Below are 22225 nucleotides of genomic sequence, written 5' to 3'. Positions count from 1 at the left end.
TACCAATCGTAGCCGGTCATGGCCGAAGTCGTATTTGCGCGACCATCGAATGCCTAGATTAACTCATCACGAGTCTAAAGTTTGATTGCAAGCCGCGCCACAGGCGCTCCCGCCATATTGTAAGCCTGTGCCATATGTGGGCAACGAATTCTTTGATTTTTCTTTCAAATCAATCCAAAGAGCTCGCAAACCGACGGAAAGCATGGGGTGACCAGGTCCTAGTGGTGAAGACCGCGCCAAGCGCTTCTTCCTAGCTACCGACATGCACATTACCCACAACACTCGGCCGACACGGCCTTTGCGCGTGATGCAATGCTCCCTAGCACGGCGCACGGATTCTCTTGACGAAGCAGAACTCATATCTTTGAGCCCATTAACAACCAACACCCTCGACGGAGCAGCACGATGACTACCCACCTCTTTAGTCCGATCAAAGTTGGCCGCCTCTCACTCAACCACCGCGTCGCCATGGCGCCGCTGACACGCTCGCGTGCCGAGAAGCAGGGAAATGTGCCGACCTCGATGAACGTCGAGTATTACCGGCAGCGCGCTGGCGCCGCCCTGATCATCAGCGAAGCCACGCAGATTTCGCAGCAGGGTCAAGGCTACGCCTGGACCCCCGGGATCTACACGCGCGAACAGGTCGAAGCATGGCGCGCAGTCAGCGACGCCGTACATGCCGAAGGCGGCAAGATGTTCTTGCAACTGTGGCACGTCGGACGCGTGTCCCATCCGGTATTCCAACCCAACGGTGGACTGCCAGTTGCCCCGAGCGCGTTGCCCGTTCCTGGCAAGACGTTCATCGTTGACGAACAGGGTAACGGTGTGTGGGGTGATATTCCTGTCTCGCAGGAGCTGACCTTGGACGGAATCCGCGAGATCGTCGAAGACTATCGCCGCGCCGCACGCAACGCGATGTCAGCGGGTATGGACGGCGTTGAGATCCATGCGGGCAATGGCTACCTGCTTGACCAGTTCATCAACAGTGCAAGTAACCGTCGCGAAGATGCGTACGGTGGCAGCATCGAAAACCGGTCGCGTCTGCTGCTCGAAGTCGTTGATGCAGTCTGTGACGAAGTCGGCGCGCAAAACGTGTCCGTGCGCCTCACGCCGATGGGCCGGTTCATGGGGATGGGCGACGACACACCGGAAGCTACTTTCGGCTTTATTGTGCGCAGCCTCGACAAGAAGAACCTTGCGTATCTGCACCTGGTGGAACCGGCGATGGTAGGTACTGTCAAGGACGAGAACTTCGATCCGCGCTGGGATGCGATCGTCAAGCAGCTCCGCGGTGAATACCACGGTGTGCTGATGCTTGCAGGCGGCTACAACGGTGCGACCGCCGAGGCCGCACTCGCAAGCGGACGCGCCGACATCATCGCGTTCGGCCGACCGTTCATCGCCAATCCCGATCTGCCCTCAAGACTGCTCCAGGACTTACCGCTCAACACCCCCGACAGCAGCTCGTTTTTCGGCGGTGGTGCGGCGGGCTACACGGACTATCCGACGTTCGCTTGACTCCAAAAAGATGCGATTGAAGGAACTGCGGTGGTCGATAACAATTGGAGAACAGACATGCATGCCGGGAATCGCCGCCGCGCGCTAATCATCGGTGGCTCGTTGGGGGGCCTGTTCGCGGGCTCAGCCCTGCGGGCCATTGGCTGGGACGTGGATGTCTTCGAACGCTCTCCCGCCACGCTCGAAAGCCGCGGCGGAGGCATCGTCCTGCAGGGAGACGTGGTGCGGGCAATGCAGTTCGCTCAGACTGAGTTCGGCCACCCGCTCGGCGTTCGCTCAAAAGACCGGCTGTTCCTCGATCCGCAAGGCAACGAGCTAAGCCGACAGTACATGCCCCAAACTCAGACCTCGTGGAACACTCTCTATAGCACTCTGAAGCAGGCTATCCCCGAAGAAAATTATCATCGCGGGGCGAAATTCGTTGGTTTCGACGAACACGTCGATGGGGTGACTGCAAACTTCGAAGATGGTCGCCGTGCGAACGGTGACCTTCTCATTGGCGCGGACGGAGGCAACTCAACCTTGCGAAGCCTGCTGCTGCCTGATCTCAACCCGTCGTACTCAGGGTATGTCGTGTGGTGCGGACTTGTCGACGAACCGAAGTTACCCGATAGCGCCCGGGACCAGATCTACGAACACTTCGTTTTTCAACACGATTTCGAATCGATGATGCTCGAATACATGGTGCCTGGTGTTGATGGATCTATCCAACGAGGGCGCCGGCGCTTCAACTGGCTGTGGTATCTGAAAGCGCATTCCGGCGCCGAGCTTGACACGGTGTTGACTGACCGCTACGGCGTCCGCCGCAGTCATTCGGTCCCGCCGGGTGCGGTCGCGCCATCGCCGGAAGATTGGATTCGCCGAATGAGCAAAGAGCGCCTGAACCCAGCGTTTCGTGCGCTGGTGGATAGCACTGACGACATCTTCGTCCAGGCGATCATGGATTTTCAGGTGCCTCAGATGCTCTTCGGCCGTGTGTTGTTGCTCGGAGACGCCGCTTTCATCCCACGGCCACATACCGCTGGCAGCACGGCTAAGGCAGCCGCCAACGCTGTTTCTCTGGCCCAGAGGATTGCGAGCATGCCGAATCTTGAGCATGCCCTTCGGCAATGGGAACAGCAGCAACTGGCGGAAGGCATGCGCATGACCGACTGGGGCATCGGAATGGGCAACCAGATCATGAACATTGCCCAGCATTAGACCGCCGGTGGCACTGCCACTTCATGTCCATGTCACGGGGGCTCAACGTAGCCCCGTTCCTCGTTGGGCACCCGGCCCGCACGTCGAAAAGCTCTGGACGCAAAGGTGCCTTGCGTCGCGACATGATTCCGCCCTGCCAGCATGCGCCCTACTCTATGGGCTGGACAAAACAAACGAGCGACATCATGAAACCCCTCTCGGAATCTCCGTCAGCCGTAAAAGCAGCAGTGAACCGCTTCATCGCAATTGCTGTCACTCTCGGCATCGTCATGGCCAGCGCAACACTTGCAAGCCCGCTGTATCCGCTTTACGAGCACACGCTCGGCATCACTCCTGCGGGAATCACCATTGCCTACTCGGCCTACATGGCCGGTGCCCTCCTCGCACTGCTTTCGCTCGCGCATCTAAGCGAGCACGTCGGATTCGTGCACGCGCTGAGGGTTGCCATCCTGCTTCTTCTGGTCGGTCTGCTTATCTCATCCGACGCACACGCCCTGCCGGTTCTGGCAGCCGGGCGGTTCGCGATAGGTCTGGCGGCCGGTATGGCATCAAGCGCCGCGACGGCCGGTCTTGCCGCCTTGGAACCGCGCGGACAAGTTTGGCGAGCGCCACTTGTCGGCTCGGTGATGACGGTAGCAGGCTTCGGTCTTGGACCGTTTGTGGCCGGAGCGGCTGCTCAGTTTCTTCCCCACCCGCTTATCACACCATATCTGATGTTTGCAGTCGCCGCGGTACTGGCATGGATCGCCCTCACCGCTCTGCCCGCCGACGGCTCAATCGGGCTGATTCGCCAATTCCGTCCGAAACTGCGATTCCATCTGCCTGCGGTGCACGCTATGCGCCCATTCGCGCTAGCAGCTCTCACGACGTTCGTGGGCTACACATTGCTGAGTCTTTATGCTTCCCTCGCACCGTCATTTTTGGTTGAGCTGCTTCCATGGCGCGGTCCGGCCGTCACCGGTGCCGGCGTAGCATTGCTCTTCGCGGGATCAGCGCTCGCGCAGCTCGCGCTCCGCAGGGTCTCGTCGACCCATGGTTTGACAGTTGGCGCAGCTCTAATCGCCGCCAGCGTCGGCTTCCTGGTTCTCTCGCTCGCAGTGCATTCAGGCATCTTGTTCATTGCAAGCGATCTGCTGGGCGGCTTCGGTCAGGGTCTGGCATTCATGTCGGCGGTCGCGATGGTAAACAACATCCCTTCCGGCGACCATGGGGGTCGCATCGTTTCTTCGTTCTTTTCCGTCGCGTACGTTGGCGGTATCGTCCCGATTGTCGCCTTTGGCCTGATGTCTGCATGGATTGGCGTATTCGCGGCGATAGCCTGGCTATCGGCAGCGCTTGCCCTGACGGCACTCTTGCTCGCGACAATTGCTCACCGCACGGCAAAACCGGCCTAGTACTACAGCCGTAGATTTTTTTACTATACTCAAATAATTAAGGATTACTATACGTTAAGGCTATGCATTCGACTGCAAAAGCGTGGGAGCGTGAACTGGAGGTACTGCACCAGCGGCTCGGGGAACTGTTCAGGCGTCCGGAGCCCCGACAGCGGTCGCTCGCATACCTGAAGGGCCTGCTGGGTACAGTCGAGCGCAAGAACGGCTGGCAACTCGCCGAATGGATCGGCGAAGCGACACCCGATGGCGTACAGCACCTGCTGGAGCGGGCGCAATGGGACGCGGATGCCGCTCGCGATGTGCTGCGTAGCTATGTAGTGGAAGAACTGGGCGAGCGTGACGCGGTGCTGATTGTGGACGAGACCGGCTTCCTCAAGAAGGGACAGCACTCGGCCGGTGTTCAACGCCAGTACAGTGGCACGGCAGGTCGTATCGAGAACAGCCAGATCGGCGTGTTCCTCTGCTATGCCGGTCGTGGCGGCAGTGCGTTCATCGACCGCGAACTGTATGTACCCAAGGTGTGGACCGATGACCGGGTGCGCTGCGAGGCAGCGGGCATTCCCGGGTCGGTGGAATTCGCAACGAAGCCACAGCTTGCGCGTCGTATGCTTGAGCGGGCGCTGGACGCAGGGGTGCCGTGCGGCTGGGTCACGGGGGATGAAGTCTACGGCGGTGACCGTCACCTGCGGCTGTGGCTCGAGTCGCGCGGCCAGTCTTTCGTGCTGGCCGTTGCGAAGAACGAACCCCTATGGTGGAAAGGTCCAGAGTACGTACGGGCAGACCGGATCGCCGAGGCCCTGCCGGCAAGGGCATGGCGCCGCCTGTCAGCGGGTGCCGGCGCCAAGGGCGAGCGCCTGTATGACTGGGCGCTGACTCCGCTGTGGCGCTTGCAGATCACCGAAGAGGAGCGCCGCTTCGGGCATTACCTGCTGGTGCGACGCAGCCTGGACGAGCAACGCGAACATGCGTATTACGTCGTATACGCACCGCGCAGCAAGGCCACACGGCAAACCCTGGTGAACGTCGCGGGCCGCAGGTGGGAAATCGAGACCGGCTTCGAGGCGACCAAAGGCGAATGCGGACTCGATCAGTATGAGGTGCGCCGATGGCAAGGCTGGTATCGCCACATCACGCTGGCTCTGCTGGCCCATGCAGTACTCGTCACCCTGCGGGTGCACGGCAAAAAAAACACCTGAAGGTTTGGTGCCGCTCAGCGTGCAGGAGATCCGCCGGCTGCTCTGTCGCATCCTGTGGCGCGGCGCCCACTCTATCGCGTACGTGTTGTCCTGTTCGGCATGGCGGCGCCGACACCAGTACCGCGCCCAGCAGTGCCACTACCGAAGACGAGGATGTGTGCCTCCAGTTTACCCAGATCTACGGCTGTAGTACTAGGGAGGTTAACGCGTTATTACGCCTGACCGCGCCGACTGTTCAGCTTGCTAATTGTCGTTCGATAGATAAGAATATGGGTTCCGACAGGAGCCGGCCATGCCACGACCAAAAAAAGATGCAATATCGCCGTCCGACGAGGCGGATACAGACCAGTTGCAGGTCCCTGCAGGCCGCAGGCTGTCACCCGAAGCGCGCGAACAGCAGATTGTTGCGAAGGCCATCGAACACTTCGCCACACATGGATTCTCAGGCAGCACGCGTGAACTGGCCCGACAGCTCGGAGTCACCCAGCCGCTTCTGTATCGCTATTTCCCTAGCAAAGAAGCCCTCATCGAGCGCGTCTATCAAGAAGTGTATAGCTGGGATAGCTCATGGGAAAAGCTCATCGCGGATCGCTCCGTACCTCTGCATCAGCGCTTATCGACTTTCTACAAGGCCTATGCGCGAACGATCCTCCGGCGTGAGTGGATCCGGACGTTCATCTTCGCCGGGCTGAGCCGTGATGGTCTCAACACAAAATATCTGACCAAGCTCCGGGACCGCGTCTTCATTCCAGTGTTGCGCGAATTGCACGCAACATACGACATCCCGGCGCCTTCGCCCGGCGCACAACTCGATGCCGAAATCGAACTGGTTTGGAGTCTTCACGCTAGTATCTTCTATCTCGGCGTCCGCAAATGGGTCTATGGGCTTTCCGTACCAGAAGACATAGACGAGGCAATCGACTTTCAGCTTGACGTGTTCCTCAACGGAACACCGGCAACCTTGAAAAAAATGAACGCAAGCGTTCCACGAGCAAGCCGCCGCAAGACTGCCTAACCAGCAGTTGCGCTCTCCTGCGGTCGCCCACACGCGGTGCTTGCTTCAAATTCTTTTTCTGCTCGCCGGGGTGGGTCATCAAATTCTGAAGGGAGTGTGAGCATGGACAAGCTGGCCGCGCTTCGCGCATTCGTAGAAGTTGCCGAGACCGGTGGCTTTTCCAGCGCATCGCGGCGTCTTGATCTTGCCGCCTCGTCGGTCGTGCGGTCAGTGGATGCTCTCGAGGAATCACTCGGAACAGTGCTCTTCAATCGCACGACGAGGCAAGTTACCCTTTCGGACGCCGGCACAACTTACTACACACGCGCCAAGAAGTTGCTCGACGACCTAGCGGACGCCGACGCATCCGTTTCAGATCGCGGAGGCGAACCATCCGGACCGTTGCGTGTATCTATTCCAGTGGCGTTCGGCTCACGAATTATCGCGCCGCACATTGCCTCGTTTCTGTCTCAATACCCGAAGATCGAACTTGATGTAAGGCTCAGCGATTCCATCGTCGATCTCGTGACGGAGCGCATCGATGTAGCGATCCGCCTCGGCGAAGCGGCCTCGACAGCCGATGTTGTGAGCAAACGTCTGACCGAGTTTAAACGCTGCGTTGTGGCGAGTCCCGACTACGTGCTTGCGCACGGCCAACCAACGGCTCCTGAAGAGCTAGCGGCGCATGAATGCCTGCGCTTCACATATGGCTCGGATTTGCAGGTGTGGAGCTTCTTGCGCGATGGAACATCGACACGTGTGGCCGTTCGGGGACGACTGAAAGCAAACACATCTGAGCTACTTCGAGAAGCGGTCCTCGGCGGCGCCGGCATCGCGCTACTGCCGGACTGGCTGGTCCACGAAGACATCAGGGCCGGAAAGATGACTGAGCTGTTTGTCGATTTCGACTGCCGGCCAAATGAAGCGCAAGCCGTTGTCAACGCGCTGTTCCTGCCAAACCAACGCGGCTCGCGTCGTGTCGGCGCTTTCATCGGTTTCGTTTCTTCAATAATCGACTCCTGCGAATAGCGGTATCCGACCTTTCGTGTGTACACAAACGGGCACCTACGATTCAACAGATCACCGTGGTGCTCGCCAAGACACCAGAGTCACTCGAGATGCAAAGAGAGCTGACTCCGCACAGTGCGAATCATCTCGGACTTGTTGGCTGCAGCCGTAGGGTCGGCCTGCCGCTTGGCACCTCACAAACTGACCCTCTCTTGGCAAGCCTGCCGTAAACGCGGCGATATGTTCGGTGACCTTTGCAGCTCGTGCAAAGCTATTAGCGAGTTACAGCCAATTATCAGGTCGTTCGACGTGGACTAAAGTGCTTCGTGAGAAAGGAGCCAATTATGTCTGATATCGTCGAAGCGTCGTCTTCCGGGCGCGCTGCCCCTTCAATGCGTGCGCTCGTCATTGGTGGATCGCTCGCCGGACTCTTTACCGGCACTTTGCTGCTTCGAGCGGGATGGAACGTCGACATCTTCGAACGCTCGCCGGACGATCTTGACAGCCGGGGTGGCGGCATTGTCCTACAGCCCGAAGTGGTCGAGGTTTTCCGCCGGGCTGGCGTTGACCTCAGCACGCTTGCGCTTGGCGTTACTTCACAATCTCGCGTCGTGTTCCATCCGGACGGGTCGATCCAGAGTCGCCGACTCGCGCCGCAGACGCAGACCTCCTGGTCGCTAATTTATTCCACCATGCGTCGCGCATTCGGTCCTGACAACTATCATCAAGGACGCCGGCTGGTCAACATTCGTCAGAAGCCAGGCGGAAGTGTGACCGCCGTTTTCGATGATGGTCGCGAAGAAACAGGCGACCTGCTTGTCGGCGCGGACGGCAGCAACTCGACCGTTCGGCAACTGTTGTGGACAAACGCCGAACCGAGTTATGCGGGTTATCTGGCATGGCGCGGGCTGGTGCCAGAGGATGCGATGCCCGAAATCGCCCGCGAGACGCTGCATGGCGACTTTGCTTTTGCGAACAACCGCGAATCGCACATCCTCGGCTATCTCGTACCAGGAGAGCGAAACGATACACGGGAGGGACGGCGGTTCTACAACTGGGTCTGGTATCGCGCGGTCGACGACGCCCAGCTGCGCGACGTGATGACCGACGTGACGGGAAGGTATCGCGGATATTCCATTCCGGAAGGACAGCTTGCGCCAGCGTGGCGGGAGCACGTCTGGCGCGACGCCGATGCGTTACTGCCACCAGCATTCCGGGCGATAGTCAGAGCCACCTCACAGCCCTTTGCGCAAGCTATCCGCGACCTGTCAGTTGATCGGATGGTTAAGGGGCGGGTGATATTGGTCGGCGACGCGGGGTCCATACCGCGACCGCACACTGCCGCAAGCACTTCAAAAGCAGCGACCAATGCACTCGCGCTCCAAGCAGCTCTGCTACGCCTCCCCGATGATGTCGATAAGGCGCTTGCTAGCTGGGAGCCACAGCAGACTGCCCTTGGACGGTATCTGCTTGAACACGGTCGTCAGGTGGGCAACCACCTGCTGTTCGGGTCGGCTTCACCGAAACAAGTTGGATAAATGACGCGCGCGCTCATGTCTTTTCCGGTATGGCAGCGTCACCCAATCGTCTCATTGGCATGTTTTGGCAAACGGGAAGCACGCTAGCAGTGCGGCCCTCTGTTCCCATGATCCCGCACGGTTGCATCGTCACGTCGTGACCGTCTGCAGCAGGAAACTAGGGTAAGTCCTCATTCAATTCGCCTTGGCTGTGCGGTGAGGTGCACCCTATAATTTATCAAACGATCAATGATCGATCGATAAATTAAAGGAGGCAGCCATGCCTATTTCGAAACTCGCGCACTACTCGATCCGCACGACCGATCTTCAGAAGTCTTGCGAATTCTACGAACGGGTACTCGGCTTCAGGCAGGGTTACCGGCCGCCGTTCGATTTTCCCGGCGCCTGGCTCTATAAGGGCGGCGACGAGAACGACTTCGGGACGGTGCATATCATCGGCATCGACCCCGACAATCCCGAAGGTCTGCTCGCCTACCTCGGTGATAAGGACCTCCCGTCCTCCGGCACAGGAACCGTCGACCACATCGCTTTTCTCGCGACGGGCGTTACGGACATGTGGAAGACGCTTGAAGTCGAAGGGATCGCCTGGCGAGATCGAACGGTTCCAAGTCTCGGCCTGCATCAGATATTCATCGAGGATCCGTCGGGCGTAACGATTGAGCTGAACTACCCCGCCTCGGAAGTGGCGAACCTGAAAGTCCCGCATGCAGCGACAGCGGGCGCAGCAAACAACGTTGGAGACTGATGATGACTACGCTTTCAACTCGTCCCAAAGCCATTGTGGTGGGCGGCTCCCTGGGAGGCCTGTTCGCCGCCAATCTGCTTAGCCGCAATGGTTGGCAGGTGGACGTATTCGAGCGCGTGCCCGAAGAACTGGCAGGCCGAGGTGCCGGTATCGTCACGCACCCCGAGTTGTTCGAGGCACTTACTGCCGCGGGCGTAGATCTCGACGATTCGATCGGTGTTCAGGTTCAATCGCGCGTTACCTTTGGTCAGGATGGCAGTGTCCTTTCAGAGCGTGATCTGCCGCAGACCTTGACGGCGTGGGGCAAGATGTACCACGTCTTGCGTTCTGCCTTTCCCGATGCCCATTATCATTCGGGCGGCTCAGTTGTCTCGGTTCAGAATGAAACCGATTGTGCGTCAGTGACTCTAGGCGACGGAAGTGTGCATCGCGCCGATCTCGTCATCGCAGCGGATGGATTCAAATCCGGGCTACGCGACAAGTTCCTTCCGAACGTCGAGTTGCAATACGCAGGATATGTCGCATGGCGGGGCCTCGTCGATGAGGCCGCACTTTCGAAGGAAACTCACGAAGCGCTGTTCGACAAGTTCGCTTTCTGTCTGCCTCCGCGTGAGCAGATCATCGGATATCCCGTAGCGGGCGCAGGCAACAGCACGAAACCTGGTGAGCGTCGCTACAACTTCGTCTGGTACCGGGCAACCAGTGAGGACGTTGACCTGCCCAATCTGCTGACGGACGCAACAGGCAAACGATGGGTCGGTGGCATCCCTCCTACTCTCATTCGTCCCGACGTTCTCGCCGAAATGGAAGAAGCAGCGCACGCTCTTCTCGCACCCCAGTTCGCCGAGGTAGTCACGAAAGCTACTCAGCCGCTGTTTCAGCCCATCTTTGACGTAGAAGTGCCGCAAATGGCGTTTGGACGCATCGCATTACTCGGTGATGCCGCGTTCGTCGCACGACCGCATTGTGGCATGGGTGTCACCAAGGCAGCAGGCGATGCGATGGCTCTCGTGGCCTCGCTGAACGCTGGCACGTCAATCCCCGAGGCGCTACTGGCGTACAGCGATGTCCGGACTCAATTTGGAAGCTCGATCGTTGAGCACGCACGGCATCTCGGCGCCTACATGCAGGCTCAACTGAAAACCGACACTGATAGGGAGATGGCAGAACGCTACCGGACACCGGAAGCGGTAATGCGGGAGACCGCCGTCTCTCCTCGCTTCTGACAAATCCGAGGCGTGGCGACCAAATCGACTGGCCGCTCCGTTCTCCCCATCACAACGTACCCAAGGAGACACCGTGGATCAGACCTCCCCGGCCTACAGCAGCGACGCACTGAACGCCAGCACGCCTCGCGCCGTCGTCGCTAATCCGATTCTTGACGATGTCCGCTTTCAAACCCTAGTCCGCAGACGCCGGGGGTTCTCGTGGTCACTTACAGTGCTCATGCTGATCCTGTACTTCACTTTCATCCTGACGCTCGCTTTTGCACCGGATTTGCTCGGACGGCGCATCTCAGCCGACCAGCCTTGCACATGGGGTATTCCCGTCGGGTTCGGCATGTTTGCCATCACGTTCGCTCTTGTTGCAGTCTATGTCGTCCGTGCTAATACGGTCTTTGACATCGCTGCGAGCAAAATCAAGGAAGGGGTATGGAAATGAAACGCCTTGGACTATTTACATTCCTGCTTTTCGGCGCGCTACCTGCTTTTGCTGCTGTGCCTGCTGGTCTCAAGCAGAGTCACAACCCGATTGCCATCGGGATGTTTCTTGTCTTCGTCGCCTCGACGCTGTTCATCACCCGTTGGGCGGCACGGAAGAACAACAGCGTCTCTGACCACTACGCCGCGGGGGGCAAGATTACCGGCTTCCAGAACGGATGGGCAATCGCTGGTGACTACATGTCTGCGGCGTCATTGCTAGGTATCTCCGCGCTCGTTTTCTCGAGCGGTTACGATGGTCTGATCTATTCGATTGGCTTCCTTGCCAGTTGGCCCATCATTCTGTTCCTGATTGCCGAGCCGTTGCGCAACCTCGGCCGGTACACCTTGGCGGATGTGGTGTCCTATCGCTTGCAACAGCGCCCAGTTCGCGCATTTGCGGCGTCCAGTTCCATTGTTATTGTTCTCCTGTACCTCGTCTCACAGATGGTCGGCGCGGGCAAACTCGTAGAGCTCCTTTTCGGCTTCAACTATGTCGCAGCAGTTGTGATAGTCGGCGTGCTAATGGTCGTCTATGTCTTCTTTGGCGGCATGCTGGCTACGACCTGGATTCAGATCATCAAGGCGGTGCTGCTGCTTGCCGGCGCCGCGTTCATGGCATTCATGGTCCTCAGCCGCTTTGGCTTCAGCTTGAACGCGTTGTTTTCTCAAGCGATTCTCGCGCACCCGAAACATGTCGCGATCATGAGTCCTGGCGGCTTGGTCTCAGATCCTGTCTCAGCTGTCTCTCTCGGCCTGGCACTCATCTTTGGCACCGCCGGCTTGCCCCACATTCTCATGCGTTTCTTTACAGTCGGTGACGTCAAGGCGGCTCGCAAGAGCATTCTGTACGCGACGGGAATCGTCGGCATCGGCTACGCGCTCATCATCATCATCGGCTTCGGAACGATCGCTCTCGTTGCGACGGACCCTCAGTACCATACGGCGTCCGGCAGTATCATCGGGGGCGTCAACATGGTGGCCATCCATCTTGCCCACGCGGTCGGCGGGAACGTCTTTCTCGGCTTCATCTGCGCCGTTGCCTTCTCGACCATTCTCGCCGTAGTGGCCGGGCTGACTTTGGCCGGTTCGTCGGCCGTATCGCACGACCTCTATGCAAACGTGATTCGCAAAGGTACGGCAACAGACAGGGAAGAGATGCGGGTATCTCGCATGACGACGCTCGCGCTAGGCGTCCTCGCGATCCTTCTGGGTATCGCATTCGAGAAACAAAACATCGCGTTCATCGTCAGCCTGACATTCTCGATAGCCGCGAGCTCGAATTTTCCCGTGCTCCTGCTTTCGATTTACTGGCGGGGACTGACTACGCGCGGCGCTGTCTGGGGAGGCTCCCTCGGTTTGGCGACCGCCGTAATCCTCACGATCCTCAGCCCGACGGTGTGGGTACAGGTTCTCGGGCATGCACATGCAATCTATCCGTACGAGTACCCCGCCCTCTTCTCGATGCTGGTCGCGTTTGCAGGAGTCTATCTTTTCTCGGTCACAGACAGATCGGCTGCTGGTGCGCGTGAGCGCAGTCTCTTCCAGAACCAACTCGTCGACTGTGAGTTGGGAATGGTGAAACAAGGGTAATTGGACTGGGCAACGCCCGGTCGGCGCGACTTCATGGATTGCGCCCGATTTTCGACGAGCATTATCTTTGGTACGCGTGCGACGCGCTCCCGGTGAGCAAACGCGCAATAACGATTGTCGAACTGCGGACTCCGTTCCCTCCGGAGATCCGCAGGCTGCAGCGTGGACAGTGAGCGGTATCCCTTGAGAGTCCGACATTTCTGCAGAGGTCGTTCGCCGCTCAGTGACTCGTACCCCCCATCACCCGCGGCGCATTAGCCCGCTGAAGCAAGGCAGAAAACGACCAGGCATCTGTGCGCGCGTGCAGAAAGTTGTTCCTGACGCAATGAACCTGTGCATGCCTTCATAGCGCTCTTTATCGAACGATCATATAAGCTGTCTACCAGCTGAGTCTTATATGCGCCGCCCGTCCATAGGGTCGCCATAGGTGGCAGAGGCAAAGGCGCAGAGCACTGCATAGGTCGACATCTAAATTTGTTCCATGCGGATGTCGCGGACGGTTCGAGCTAACGGGCGATGAGGAGTATTCATATTATGGACATGCGTAATGGGCCGCCAGACGCCCAGAGCCCTGAATCGTTGTTCGCGACGATCTCGTCCGGTGTTTCAATTCCCTATGTCGATGCTGGGTCCGGCGACGCGCTCCTGTTCGTGCACGGATCCCTGTGTGACTACCGGTACTGGGACGAACAGATCAATCCGCTGTCGGCTGAGTTTCACTGCATCGCCCCAAGCCTGAGTCACTACTGGCCCGCGACGGAAGCATCGATACGGGGCGACTTTAGTCTCGAAACGCACGTCGCGGAACTGGCCGAGTTCATTAGCGCGCTGGGCCTTGAGTCAGTACATCTCGTCGGACACTCCAGAGGAGGATCAGTTGCGTTCAATCTCGCGCGCTGTTATCCCCGTCTCGTAAGAACGCTAACGCTTGCCGACCCCGCCGGACCGTTGCAAATCGACGAAACCGTCGATTCAGCTTTGCCTGCAGCAACCAATGCGCTACGGGCCAAGGTCTCAGATCTGATAGAAGCCAGCGAAACCGAAGCGGGGCTGGAACTGTTCGTAGATTCGGTGAGCAGGCCCGGATCCTGGAAAAAAAGCAGCAGCAGCTTTCGCACGATGGCTATTGACAACGCTCGAACGCTTCCCCTCCAGTTTCGAGATCCCTTGCCTGCGTATTCTCGCGACACCGCCGCCGACGTCAAATGCAGAACGCTGCTCATCGATGGCCAAAATAGCCCACGGATGTTCCGCAATAATGTAGACAGACTCGCGGAATGGCTTTATCTCACCGACCGACAAACAATCGCGGGTGCGTCACATGGCATGAACGTTGCAAATCCACGTGCATTCAACAAACTGCTTCGGTCGTTCATCCTGTTTGAATGACGTCGATCTACAAGCTGAGAGGCTTCACATTGTGCGATGCGTGGTGGTGCCGCAGGCGGTGATAATGCGAATGCACCTTGCGTTCTGGTTATGTCCTCACTATATTGATGACATGCTTGCTTGAACAACAAAAATTTGAAAGTGCAGATCTGACAGCCTTCATAGCAGCAGGAGCTTCGGTACTCGATTTGATCGCTCCGATCCGTATCCGCTCTGGAGTTTGAGAATCCGGCACTGGTTCGAATTGACCGTCCGGTCGCACATTGCTTCTGAGACCTGGACTAGGTAGTGATTTCCGTCGATTGTCCCGTGACTATGCGGCAGCGTGACTGGCCACAGCGCACCGCGATCACACCGCCTGGTCGAGCTTTGGAAGCGTTGCTAGAACAACTCCTCCGGTACGCACTTCTTGTTGAGCTTCATGGTCAGAAACATCGACGGGACGTGACCAGACGCACCGAAGAGAAAGGATTTCCAGTCTTTTTCGAGCAGATCCCAACCGCCTACATGACGATGGCTAGCGCGACTACCTTCACAGCGCGCCCCGAATCGCGCCATGTCTTATCAGGAGATGAACATGAAGTTCCTGTTTGACGACGAGTCGTTTTCGTTCGAGACCCTTCGAACCGCTGGCTTTTCCAACTACGGGGGCGCGGATCTTGGAGAGGTCATAGTAACCGCGCGTGCGATTCCCGGAAGGTGACGAAACGGCATGGCTTGCTCAATGGGAAACAACTGCTGACCGAGTGGCGAAGATTGCGGACACGTCAATTTCGGCCGGCCATCGAGTCAGCGCGAGAGAGGCTTATCTTCGTGCTTCGAACTACTATCGCACGGCAGAATTTTTCAAACGAGCAAATCCAGTGGGAGATGCTGACGTAGCACGACTGTCCGGCCGTTCAACGGAGGTGTTTCTTCAAGGCGCCCGTCTGCTTGAAACCCCGTTCGAAGTTGTCGAGATTCCGTACGAAGACACCACCCTCCCAGGCTATCTGTTTCTAGCCGATCGGTCAGGTGAACCCCGTCCCACAGTCATCTATAACAATGGATTCGATTCGACGCAGGAAGAGTCGTATTTTGCCATCGGCGCAGCAGCTCTAAGTCGCGGTTATAACGTCCTTGCCTTCGACGGGCCTGGTCAAGGAGCTGCGATCCGTAAGCAGCAGCTAACTTTCCGGCATGATTGGGAGGCAGTCATCACACCGGTGGTGGACTTCGCACTCACCCGCAAGGAAGTAGCCGCAGACAAGATCGCACTTTTTGGCTACAGCTTGGGCGGCTACCTCGTTGCACGCGCCGCCGCTTTCGAGCATCGACTGGCTGCAATCATTCTGGACGATGGGATTCTCGACTTCCACGCTGTGTTCGACAACTCGCTACCGTCGTTCCTCCTGTCCTGGATTCATGACAAGAACGACGTCGATGCGAATGAGGTCTTGCGAATGATAATGGCGGGTAGCACCGGTGCACGTTGGCTGTTAAGCAACGGCATGTGGACGTTCGGCACGGATTCGCCGGCGGAGTTCGTCCGAAAGTGCAAACAATACACAATGGAGGGCATTGCTGGCCACATCAAAGCCGCGACGCTCGTGCTCGACGCCGAGAACGACCAGTTCCTGAAGGGCCAGCCCGCAGCAATCCATGCTGCGCTCGTCGCTCCCAAGAAGCTTGTCACGTTGACTATGGCCGAAGGAGCGGGTGAGCATTGCCATATGGGCGCAATGTATCGCGCGCATCAGACGATGTTTGACTGGCTCGGCGAGACATTGAAACACTCGTGATTTACCAGTGCTCTGATAAAGGCGCGGAACATGCCCGCGCCTGAACAATCTGCCAGAACTTCGTCAATTCGCGCGGTCCCCGGCGAAAGCCGCATTCATCGCTGCGATGCGTTAGCGATGCACCACGAACAGGCTTCGCTATGCCGAACCAATCGCCATCCACAGGTCTTTTCCCCGGCTAGAAGCTTGATTGGGGCAACCGCAGCGTCAGCATCAGGCTTCTCACACGTTCGACCGTGATTGTTTCGCTGCTGTGTTCTTCCGCTGGAGCAAAGCCAGAATACTCTTCCGAAATTTGGGATAGCGCGGTGACTGCGATGGAGTGCGCCACGATGACTAGGCGAATTGATCCATGGCGTCAGACTGTACTCATGCTGAGCCGCGGACCTGAACATTCAGAAAGCAGCGGTGCCTTCCCGGAGAAAAACTCCAGGTCATCTATTCGCGCGCCGACTTCAGGCACGAGCCGCTCGCTCTATGTATTCGTTAGTTTTCTTGAGAGATCCACACCGTCTTCGGTGACACTTGCTTGGCGAGATCCAACGAGTTGCTTTTACGGCGAGCAGATATGGCGAGTCGCAGATGCCCGCGTAGCGGGAATCTGCGCACTGAGCGGCCAGCTGATAGTGCGCGGAGATAGGATCTATCACCCGCGACAATCTAAACCCCAACCCGCAAACGCCGGCGCGATGATTCTGGAATCAGTGTTGAACTTACTGATGCCATCGCAAGATATTGAGATGTGAGACGTTCACTCAGCTGCGAGCGCACCTTCTCCCCAACCGTCGAGACACCCTTCTTGAGGGTCGAATGAACCGAGGTTGGGTTCGCAGCGATTCCCCCGGTTCTGCCTGTTGCCGGGAATCAGCTGCTTACTTCGCGCTATCAGCGACGGGTCGTGCGAGCTTTGCACCCGCCCACAAACCACGCTTGCTGCGTTCATATTGCGGCGGATATGTCATCTGGTCTTCAGCACCAAGTCGCTCGGCCGCGTGCCATACCCACCGCGGATTATCCAGGAATGCTCGGCCCACGGCCACGGTGTCAGCCTGGCCCGATGCAATGATTTCTTCAGCCTGGTTGGCTTCGGCAATCATGCCTACGGCACGCGTATGAATTCCAACGTTCGCCTTCACTTCGGCAGCGAACGGAACTTGATAGTTCGGTCCCACGGGAATGCGGACCGTCGCAATTCCGCCTGAGCTCACGCACACATAGTCAGCCCCCACTTCTTTCAGCGCCGATGCGAAAGCGACGGCGTCTGCGACTCCCAGCCCTTCCGGCGTCCAATCAGATCCCGTAATTCTCAATCCGAAGCCGACGTTGTCCGGAAGAGCCTTACGAACCGCAACGGCGATCTCGAGCGGAAAGGCCATCCGGTTCTCCAACGAACCGCCGTAGGCGTCAGTGCGCAGATTGGCGATCGGCGAGAGGAACTGATGGATGAGATATCCATGCGCGGCGTGGATTTCGACCACGTCGAAACCAAGGCGTGCTGCACGCACAGCCGCCGCCACAAAGCCATCACGCACCCGGTCCATATCGGAGCGCGTCATCTCCTTAGGCGTGTGCCAGTCCGCCCCAGCGGCCAGAGCGGACGGACTTTCGGTCTGCCACGGATCCTCGAGGGGGCCGAGCGCTGCACGACCTTCCCACGGGCGTTGCGCGGATGACTTGCGGCCGGCATGGCTGAGCTGGATGCCCCACTTAGTTCCCTTCGCAGCCACTCGCCGTGCAGCATCCATTACACGCGCAATCGATGCCTCGTTCGCGTCACTATAGAGGCCTAGGCATCCGTGGGTAATACGCGCATGCCGTTCAGTAGCGGTAGCCTCAAGAACGATAAGCCCAGCGCCGGACATGGCGAGCTGCATCAGGTGCATCTGGTGCCAGTCGTTTGCGCATCCGTCATCCGCACTGTATTGGCACATCGGTGACACAACAATGCGGTTCGGGAGCGTAACCGGCCCGATGGTAACCGGCGAAAACAGCGCTGACGTCATGACTTTCTCCTGCCGAATATTTGGTGAGATCGGTGGTCGCGCGGCTATCGCGACGCTTCCGAATGCCGAGGCGTCAATCGCCACAGGCAATGTGAATCGGTCAACACCGCGACCCGCGGCAAGACCAGTTGAAACGTTGACCGGAGTATAGTTTATCCATTGATAAACTGCGGAATAGGCGACCACTTTCCACTTCGCTCGGAACATAAGGACGCCCTCGAAAGGCCCAGTGGAAAAGGGAGAGACGGGATTATCACAACCATTTGCACAGGCGCATTGCGCGTCGTGCACAAGTGCCCTTCGTCCGGTCTCGAGCCCGCTCCCAGCCTTCGAATCCGGCTCGATGCGGCTAAAGACCGACATGGATTGGACCCTCAATCTGACGGACGCCACGGCCACGCACCCGCCGCGGATCAAACTGCCTTTCCCGCAATATGCGCCGCCGTGGACTGCTCGGCCCGGCATACGCCGTGGTGGGAAGGGAATCGACGGCAGCATGGCAGCGAAGCCGTACAACTCCACAATCACATCAGTCCGCAAACCGCTACGGTGGAATGGACGGCGGTCAATAGCTGACAGATGTTGCGTCGGTCACTCCAACCATGAACTGTCGCCGCCCAGGAAAACCAGGCAAAGCGACTTCGTCGGACGATCTGTTACTTCGAATGACAGCTTCTCGCGCTGCCAGAGGACGGCACCCGACCCTTCTGAGACGTTCGCCGAGCGACCCGTCGAACGGGTGGTGACGAGTGCACAACGGCCATTGGCTGTAACGAATACATACTCCAAGAAGCAAGACTTCGCCTCCCGTACGGAACCGTGCATGCAAAGCACCTCGATGCGTGCTATCTAAGCGTAGATTGCTCGGCCGCTTAACGCGTGAAAGGTGGAGGTAGAAGCCCGGCGATGTTAGGCCAGGTACCGCTTGAGAAGCGTTACATGCGCCGACCGCCCCGCTCCGCCAAGATGCGCCTAAAAAGGGCATGAGACCAGTCGCTCCACTTATTCCACTGTCTGAATTCGCGGCGCCACCACGCGCCCGCCCCCTTTGACATGGCTGCCCCATGAATGACCGCTAACCTCACCGCTGTTCGAAATCAAATTCGACTACGTCGTCATCCGAAAATGCCACAAGTCCGACCTTGTCGGTCTCATACCGCAGGCGACGCGTACCGTAGCCGCCGGACGCCGTTATGCGAAAGCGGCGAGCAAACTCCTCAATACTTTCCAGCCTTTCCGGGCAGGCATCGGAGCTCCGGGAAAACCTGACCACAATCCTGAACAGGGTATTGTCGGCAAACATAAAGACCGCATACCCATTGTTTAACATGCAGGCCGGCCCATTCGGAAACAGCAACAGTGTCAGGTCTTCCGCAGGGATCCCGGCCCCACAGCCTACTCCGTCAGGAGGGCGACCTCCGAACCACCGGCAAAGATACCGGACATCGCTTGTTCTGTACTCCCAAGCCCGGTCCAGATTGGATAGCGTCGTTTGGTCAAACGGTGGCTTCAACAAGAGGTTAACTGCCGCAGTCGTCATGCCATATCGGAACTTTCCTATGCCATCTCCGAAGTTGGCTTCGAAATCGGACTTCGCCCGATCAAATGACGCTACTCTTGCTGCATCATTCCTACTGGTCATTGACATCAAGCGAAGCCCGCGACGCGCTAACTCAGTGGATCGGAGGGCGTCAAGGAGTGCCGGATCATCGGCAAGCACTGGCTCTAAAGACTGTATCGCCCCGTCATAGGAATCGTAAGCATGCGCCAATCCCTTTCGGCGTTCCGCATCCCCCATCATTTGGAGAGTTTGACCTAATCTCAGCCCGGCGAGCAAATCTCTATGGGTGGCGCCGAGTACGTCAGCAAAACGATCTGCTGCTTGTTGAAAGTATCCTATCGCAACCAAGTCATTTTGCCGAGCCAGTTCAATTTGCCCCAACACGGAGAGTAGGAAGGCTCGCTCGGAAGAGGGTACCTTGTCCTTAATAATAGAATTGGCCTGGTCGACTTTTTTTACTGCCTCGTCAAGCTTTCCCTGATTAATCAGCGCAAGAGCCATTTTTCGCATGACTCTGGCACGCTCGGTGGCAAAATCCCCAGAGCCCTGAAGAAGGGTTAGGGCTGCTCCATATTGACTCAGCGCGGAGGCGGGGTCGCCCCACTGGAGATCTCCGGATACTTCGTGATGGCGAGCAACCGCGACACGATCAGAGCTCCCTCGCAACAAGCCTTCCGCTTCCCGGCGCGCGAGGCGGCCAAGCTGCCAATCTCCGGCATCGTTGTAGTAGAGCGCAAATTGATCAAAAGCTTCTGCTCTATCGGATGCCGAATTCGACGCAACGGCTTTTTGCATGATGGACGCCAACTCCGCAGCCTTGGCGAACGTGGCACCAGACACCCTCTTCGTCGTATCCGCAGTAAAACTCGCAAGATCGCGCTCCTGCAAAGCCTGGATGGCCGCCAGATCGGCTCGTTTTTTAGCCATAAAAGCTTCGTAGCCGGTAAATACCGCGACGGCGGCGAGCACAAAAGCGGCCAATCCGCCTACCTTCCAGGCCCTCGCGCGCCGACGCTGTTCGTTTGCGACTTTGTCTGCTGCCTCTGTCAATTCCCGCTGTCGCCCGATCTCCGCCTGACGTGCGGTCTCCCGCTCCCCTTCCACCTGCTCCTGGAGCGCGAGGCTCGCTTCGATATAGCACTTCTCTGCCGTGCTGAGATCGTCACGGCGCCGAGCTAGCCAGTCCCTGGCCTGAGCCAGCATGCCGCCGCGCAACAGCGGCCCGTCGTCGGACGGGTCGGTAGACCAAAGCTCGACGTTCGACTTGATCTGCCGTAGCCAAGAATGGAAAGCGCGGTCTCGATTGATCCAGTCGACGAGCTTGGGCCAGTGGCGGATTAAGGCCTCATGGACCACCTCGGCGGTCTCGCGCGCAAATGCCGGCGCGTTGGTCACGACCAACCGGTTGTCTTCGCCGGCGAGGTGTTGCGCCAGCGCCCAGACGTCATCGCCGAGCTCGCGCCGGTCGGCGATGCGCCGGGTGTCTTCCTGGCCTTCGCCGGGCGCCACTAGTCGGGTAAAGAGGCGCTGAAAGGCCTGCGCCATTTGCGGGTTCGCGCCATTCTCGGTCATCGCCCCATAGATCGTCTCGGCCCGCTGCGCCACCGCCCTTTCGACACCGCCAATATCGTCGTAGCTCTTTCGGGTGATCTTACGTTGCGTCTGACGCCCCCACATCTCCCGCAACGCGAACTGCAGCAACGGCAGGCTGCCCGGTTTGCTCTCGACATCGTCGAGCAGCGTCTCAATGAGGCCGGGCTCGAACGACACTGTGGCGTTCTCAGCCGGCTTTTCGATCGCGAGCCGCAGTTCCTCTCGGCTCATCGGGCCGAGATTCTCCACGCGGTCCTGCAGAGCATCGGCAAGCGGCCGATTCAGCAGCGCGCGGCCGTAGAAGTCGGCGCGCAAGGTCAAGACCAGACTGATATCGGGGGCGCCGGATCCCCGATCGAGGAAGCCAGCCAGCAGCACGTCGATGAACTGGTTGCGAATCGCGTCGTCCGGAACCAGCGTGAAGGCTTCCTCGAACTGGTCGGCAATCAGCAGGATGCGGCTGCCTTTGTTCCGAGTGCGGCAGGCCGCGAACACGTCGCGCAGTGTCAGCTCGCCTGACCGCAGCTTCTGCGCGAGCTTCCTGGTGTCGACGAGGCGCTCGGTCTCATCGCTGCTCGCGACGTAGAAGGGCACCAAGGCTCGGGCCAGCGCGAGGAACGGGTCGCCATCGAGTTCATTTCCGATCCTGAAGTAGCTGAACAACCATCCGCCTGCGAGATGCAGGCGCGGGGCCAGACCCGCCAGGACGACCGACGACTTGCCGCTGCCGGAAGCACCGACCAGGGCCGTCAAGCTCTGCCGACCCACCGCCGTCACCAGCTTGCCGATTGCCTCGTTGCGACCGAAGAACCTGTCCGCGTCATCCGGCCCGAAATACGCCAGCCCCGGATACGGGCATGGGTCGATTGCCTCAGCAACAGCCGCCGGCTCCGCGACGGGCGGCGGATAGTTGTACATGATGATCTGCCCGGCCGTGACTGTGGCCGCGCCGATGATCCCGGTCTGGGTGCCCCCTGAGATCGTCGCTCTGACCGTCGGTTCAGTCATCGCA

General features: G+C 58.6%; 16 protein-coding genes and 1 pseudogene. 15 read left to right on the top strand and 2 right to left on the bottom strand.

From position 1 onward, the window contains the following. Positions 1 to 405: 405 nt before the first annotated feature. From B0G80_RS26180 to B0G80_RS26115, 15 genes and pseudogenes are all read left to right on the top strand, one after another. The gene (locus B0G80_RS26180) at positions 406 to 1518 is read left to right on the top strand and encodes an alkene reductase (RefSeq protein ID WP_116120811.1); all 1113 of its coding nucleotides are present in this window, start codon (positions 406 to 408) and stop codon (positions 1516 to 1518) included. 30 nt (positions 1519 to 1548) lie between these two features. Further along, positions 1549 to 2718 carry an FAD binding domain-containing protein gene (locus B0G80_RS26175; RefSeq protein ID WP_309568788.1) on the top strand — a complete coding sequence of 390 codons (1170 nt, stop codon included), beginning with the start codon at positions 1549 to 1551 and terminating at the stop codon, positions 2716 to 2718. 185 nt (positions 2719 to 2903) lie between these two features. Continuing rightward, positions 2904 to 4112 (top strand): MFS transporter, encoded by a 1209-nt coding sequence (locus tag B0G80_RS26170; RefSeq protein ID WP_181920073.1) that lies wholly within the window; start codon positions 2904 to 2906, stop codon positions 4110 to 4112. 62 nt (positions 4113 to 4174) lie between these two features. Further along, positions 4175 to 5299: pseudogene (locus B0G80_RS26165) on the top strand (IS701 family transposase); the annotation flags it as partial. Between the two features lie 301 nt (positions 5300 to 5600). Then, the gene (locus B0G80_RS26160) at positions 5601 to 6323 is read left to right on the top strand and encodes a TetR/AcrR family transcriptional regulator (protein ID WP_116120806.1); all 723 of its coding nucleotides are present in this window, start codon (positions 5601 to 5603) and stop codon (positions 6321 to 6323) included. Between the two features lie 102 nt (positions 6324 to 6425). After that, on the top strand, positions 6426 to 7331 hold the full coding sequence (locus B0G80_RS26155) for a LysR family transcriptional regulator (RefSeq protein WP_116120804.1): 906 nt from the start codon (positions 6426 to 6428) through the stop codon (positions 7329 to 7331). Positions 7332 to 7654: 323 nt separating this feature from the next. Beyond that, positions 7655 to 8848 (top strand): FAD binding domain-containing protein, encoded by a 1194-nt coding sequence (locus B0G80_RS26150; RefSeq protein ID WP_181920072.1) that lies wholly within the window; start codon positions 7655 to 7657, stop codon positions 8846 to 8848. A gap of 259 nt (positions 8849 to 9107) precedes the next feature. Next, on the top strand, positions 9108 to 9593 hold the full coding sequence (locus B0G80_RS26145; RefSeq protein ID WP_116120802.1) for a VOC family protein: 486 nt from the start codon (positions 9108 to 9110) through the stop codon (positions 9591 to 9593). Positions 9594 to 9595: 2 nt separating this feature from the next. Beyond that, the gene (locus tag B0G80_RS26140) at positions 9596 to 10819 is read left to right on the top strand and encodes an FAD binding domain-containing protein (RefSeq protein WP_116120800.1); all 1224 of its coding nucleotides are present in this window, start codon (positions 9596 to 9598) and stop codon (positions 10817 to 10819) included. Positions 10820 to 10892: 73 nt separating this feature from the next. Beyond that, positions 10893 to 11255 carry a DUF485 domain-containing protein gene (locus tag B0G80_RS26135; RefSeq protein WP_116120798.1) on the top strand — a complete coding sequence of 121 codons (363 nt, stop codon included), beginning with the start codon at positions 10893 to 10895 and terminating at the stop codon, positions 11253 to 11255. After that, positions 11252 to 12886 carry a cation acetate symporter gene (locus B0G80_RS26130; RefSeq protein WP_116123717.1) on the top strand — a complete coding sequence of 545 codons (1635 nt, stop codon included), beginning with the start codon at positions 11252 to 11254 and terminating at the stop codon, positions 12884 to 12886. The genes B0G80_RS26135 and B0G80_RS26130 overlap by 4 nt, the downstream gene beginning before the upstream one ends. A gap of 534 nt (positions 12887 to 13420) precedes the next feature. After that, on the top strand, positions 13421 to 14275 hold the full coding sequence (locus B0G80_RS26125) for an alpha/beta fold hydrolase (RefSeq protein WP_116120796.1): 855 nt from the start codon (positions 13421 to 13423) through the stop codon (positions 14273 to 14275). Positions 14276 to 14852: 577 nt separating this feature from the next. Continuing rightward, positions 14853 to 14978, top strand: a complete 126-nt coding sequence (locus B0G80_RS47225; RefSeq protein WP_258879037.1) for a hypothetical protein — start codon at positions 14853 to 14855, stop codon at positions 14976 to 14978. After that, positions 14959 to 16056: a S9 family peptidase gene (locus B0G80_RS26120; protein ID WP_220377494.1), complete on the top strand. Its 1098-nt coding sequence runs from the start codon at positions 14959 to 14961 to the stop codon at positions 16054 to 16056. Before B0G80_RS47225 ends, B0G80_RS26120 begins: the two co-directional genes overlap by 20 nt. Before the next feature lie 317 nt (positions 16057 to 16373). Continuing rightward, a complete protein-coding gene (locus B0G80_RS26115; RefSeq protein WP_116120794.1) occupies positions 16374 to 16802 on the top strand; it encodes a DUF3331 domain-containing protein in 429 nt (142 codons plus the stop codon). 126 nt (positions 16803 to 16928) lie between these two features. Here B0G80_RS26115 and B0G80_RS26110 read toward each other — a convergent pair whose 3' ends face one another. Further along, positions 16929 to 18059 (bottom strand): NADH:flavin oxidoreductase/NADH oxidase, encoded by a 1131-nt coding sequence (locus tag B0G80_RS26110; protein ID WP_116120793.1) that lies wholly within the window; start codon positions 18057 to 18059, stop codon positions 16929 to 16931. Between the two features lie 1081 nt (positions 18060 to 19140). Next, positions 19141 to 22221: a lipopolysaccharide assembly protein LapB gene (locus tag B0G80_RS26105; RefSeq protein ID WP_116120791.1), complete on the bottom strand. Its 3081-nt coding sequence runs from the start codon at positions 22219 to 22221 to the stop codon at positions 19141 to 19143. Positions 22222 to 22225 lie beyond the last annotated feature (4 nt).

This window comes from Paraburkholderia sp. BL6669N2 (assembly GCF_003387275.1).
Classification (GTDB): Bacteria; Pseudomonadota; Gammaproteobacteria; order Burkholderiales; family Burkholderiaceae; genus Paraburkholderia.
The sequence above is the reverse complement of the archived record's forward strand: the minus strand, read 5'-3'. Positions and strand labels throughout refer to the sequence as shown.

Bases quoted from the DNA above. Each gene is read 5' to 3' on its own strand.
- B0G80_RS26140 (WP_116120800.1), top strand. From the start codon at position 9,596: ATGACTACGCTTTCAACTCGTCCCAAAGCCATTGTGGTGGGCGGCTCC.
- B0G80_RS26155 (WP_116120804.1), top strand. From the start codon at position 6,426: ATGGACAAGCTGGCCGCGCTTCGCGCATTCGTAGAAGTTGCCGAGACC.
- B0G80_RS26170 (WP_181920073.1), top strand. From the start codon at position 2,904: ATGAAACCCCTCTCGGAATCTCCGTCAGCCGTAAAAGCAGCAGTGAAC.
- B0G80_RS26105 (WP_116120791.1), bottom strand. From the start codon at position 22,221: ATGACTGAACCGACGGTCAGAGCGACGATCTCAGGGGGCACCCAGACC.
- B0G80_RS26130 (WP_116123717.1), top strand. From the start codon at position 11,252: ATGAAACGCCTTGGACTATTTACATTCCTGCTTTTCGGCGCGCTACCT.
- B0G80_RS26145 (WP_116120802.1), top strand. From the start codon at position 9,108: ATGCCTATTTCGAAACTCGCGCACTACTCGATCCGCACGACCGATCTT.
- B0G80_RS26110 (WP_116120793.1), bottom strand. From the start codon at position 18,059: ATGACGTCAGCGCTGTTTTCGCCGGTTACCATCGGGCCGGTTACGCTC.
- B0G80_RS47225 (WP_258879037.1), top strand. From the start codon at position 14,853: ATGAAGTTCCTGTTTGACGACGAGTCGTTTTCGTTCGAGACCCTTCGA.
- B0G80_RS26150 (WP_181920072.1), top strand. From the start codon at position 7,655: ATGTCTGATATCGTCGAAGCGTCGTCTTCCGGGCGCGCTGCCCCTTCA.
- B0G80_RS26160 (WP_116120806.1), top strand. From the start codon at position 5,601: ATGCCACGACCAAAAAAAGATGCAATATCGCCGTCCGACGAGGCGGAT.
- B0G80_RS26115 (WP_116120794.1), top strand. From the start codon at position 16,374: ATGGAGTGCGCCACGATGACTAGGCGAATTGATCCATGGCGTCAGACT.
- B0G80_RS26180 (WP_116120811.1), top strand. From the start codon at position 406: ATGACTACCCACCTCTTTAGTCCGATCAAAGTTGGCCGCCTCTCACTC.
- B0G80_RS26125 (WP_116120796.1), top strand. From the start codon at position 13,421: ATGGACATGCGTAATGGGCCGCCAGACGCCCAGAGCCCTGAATCGTTG.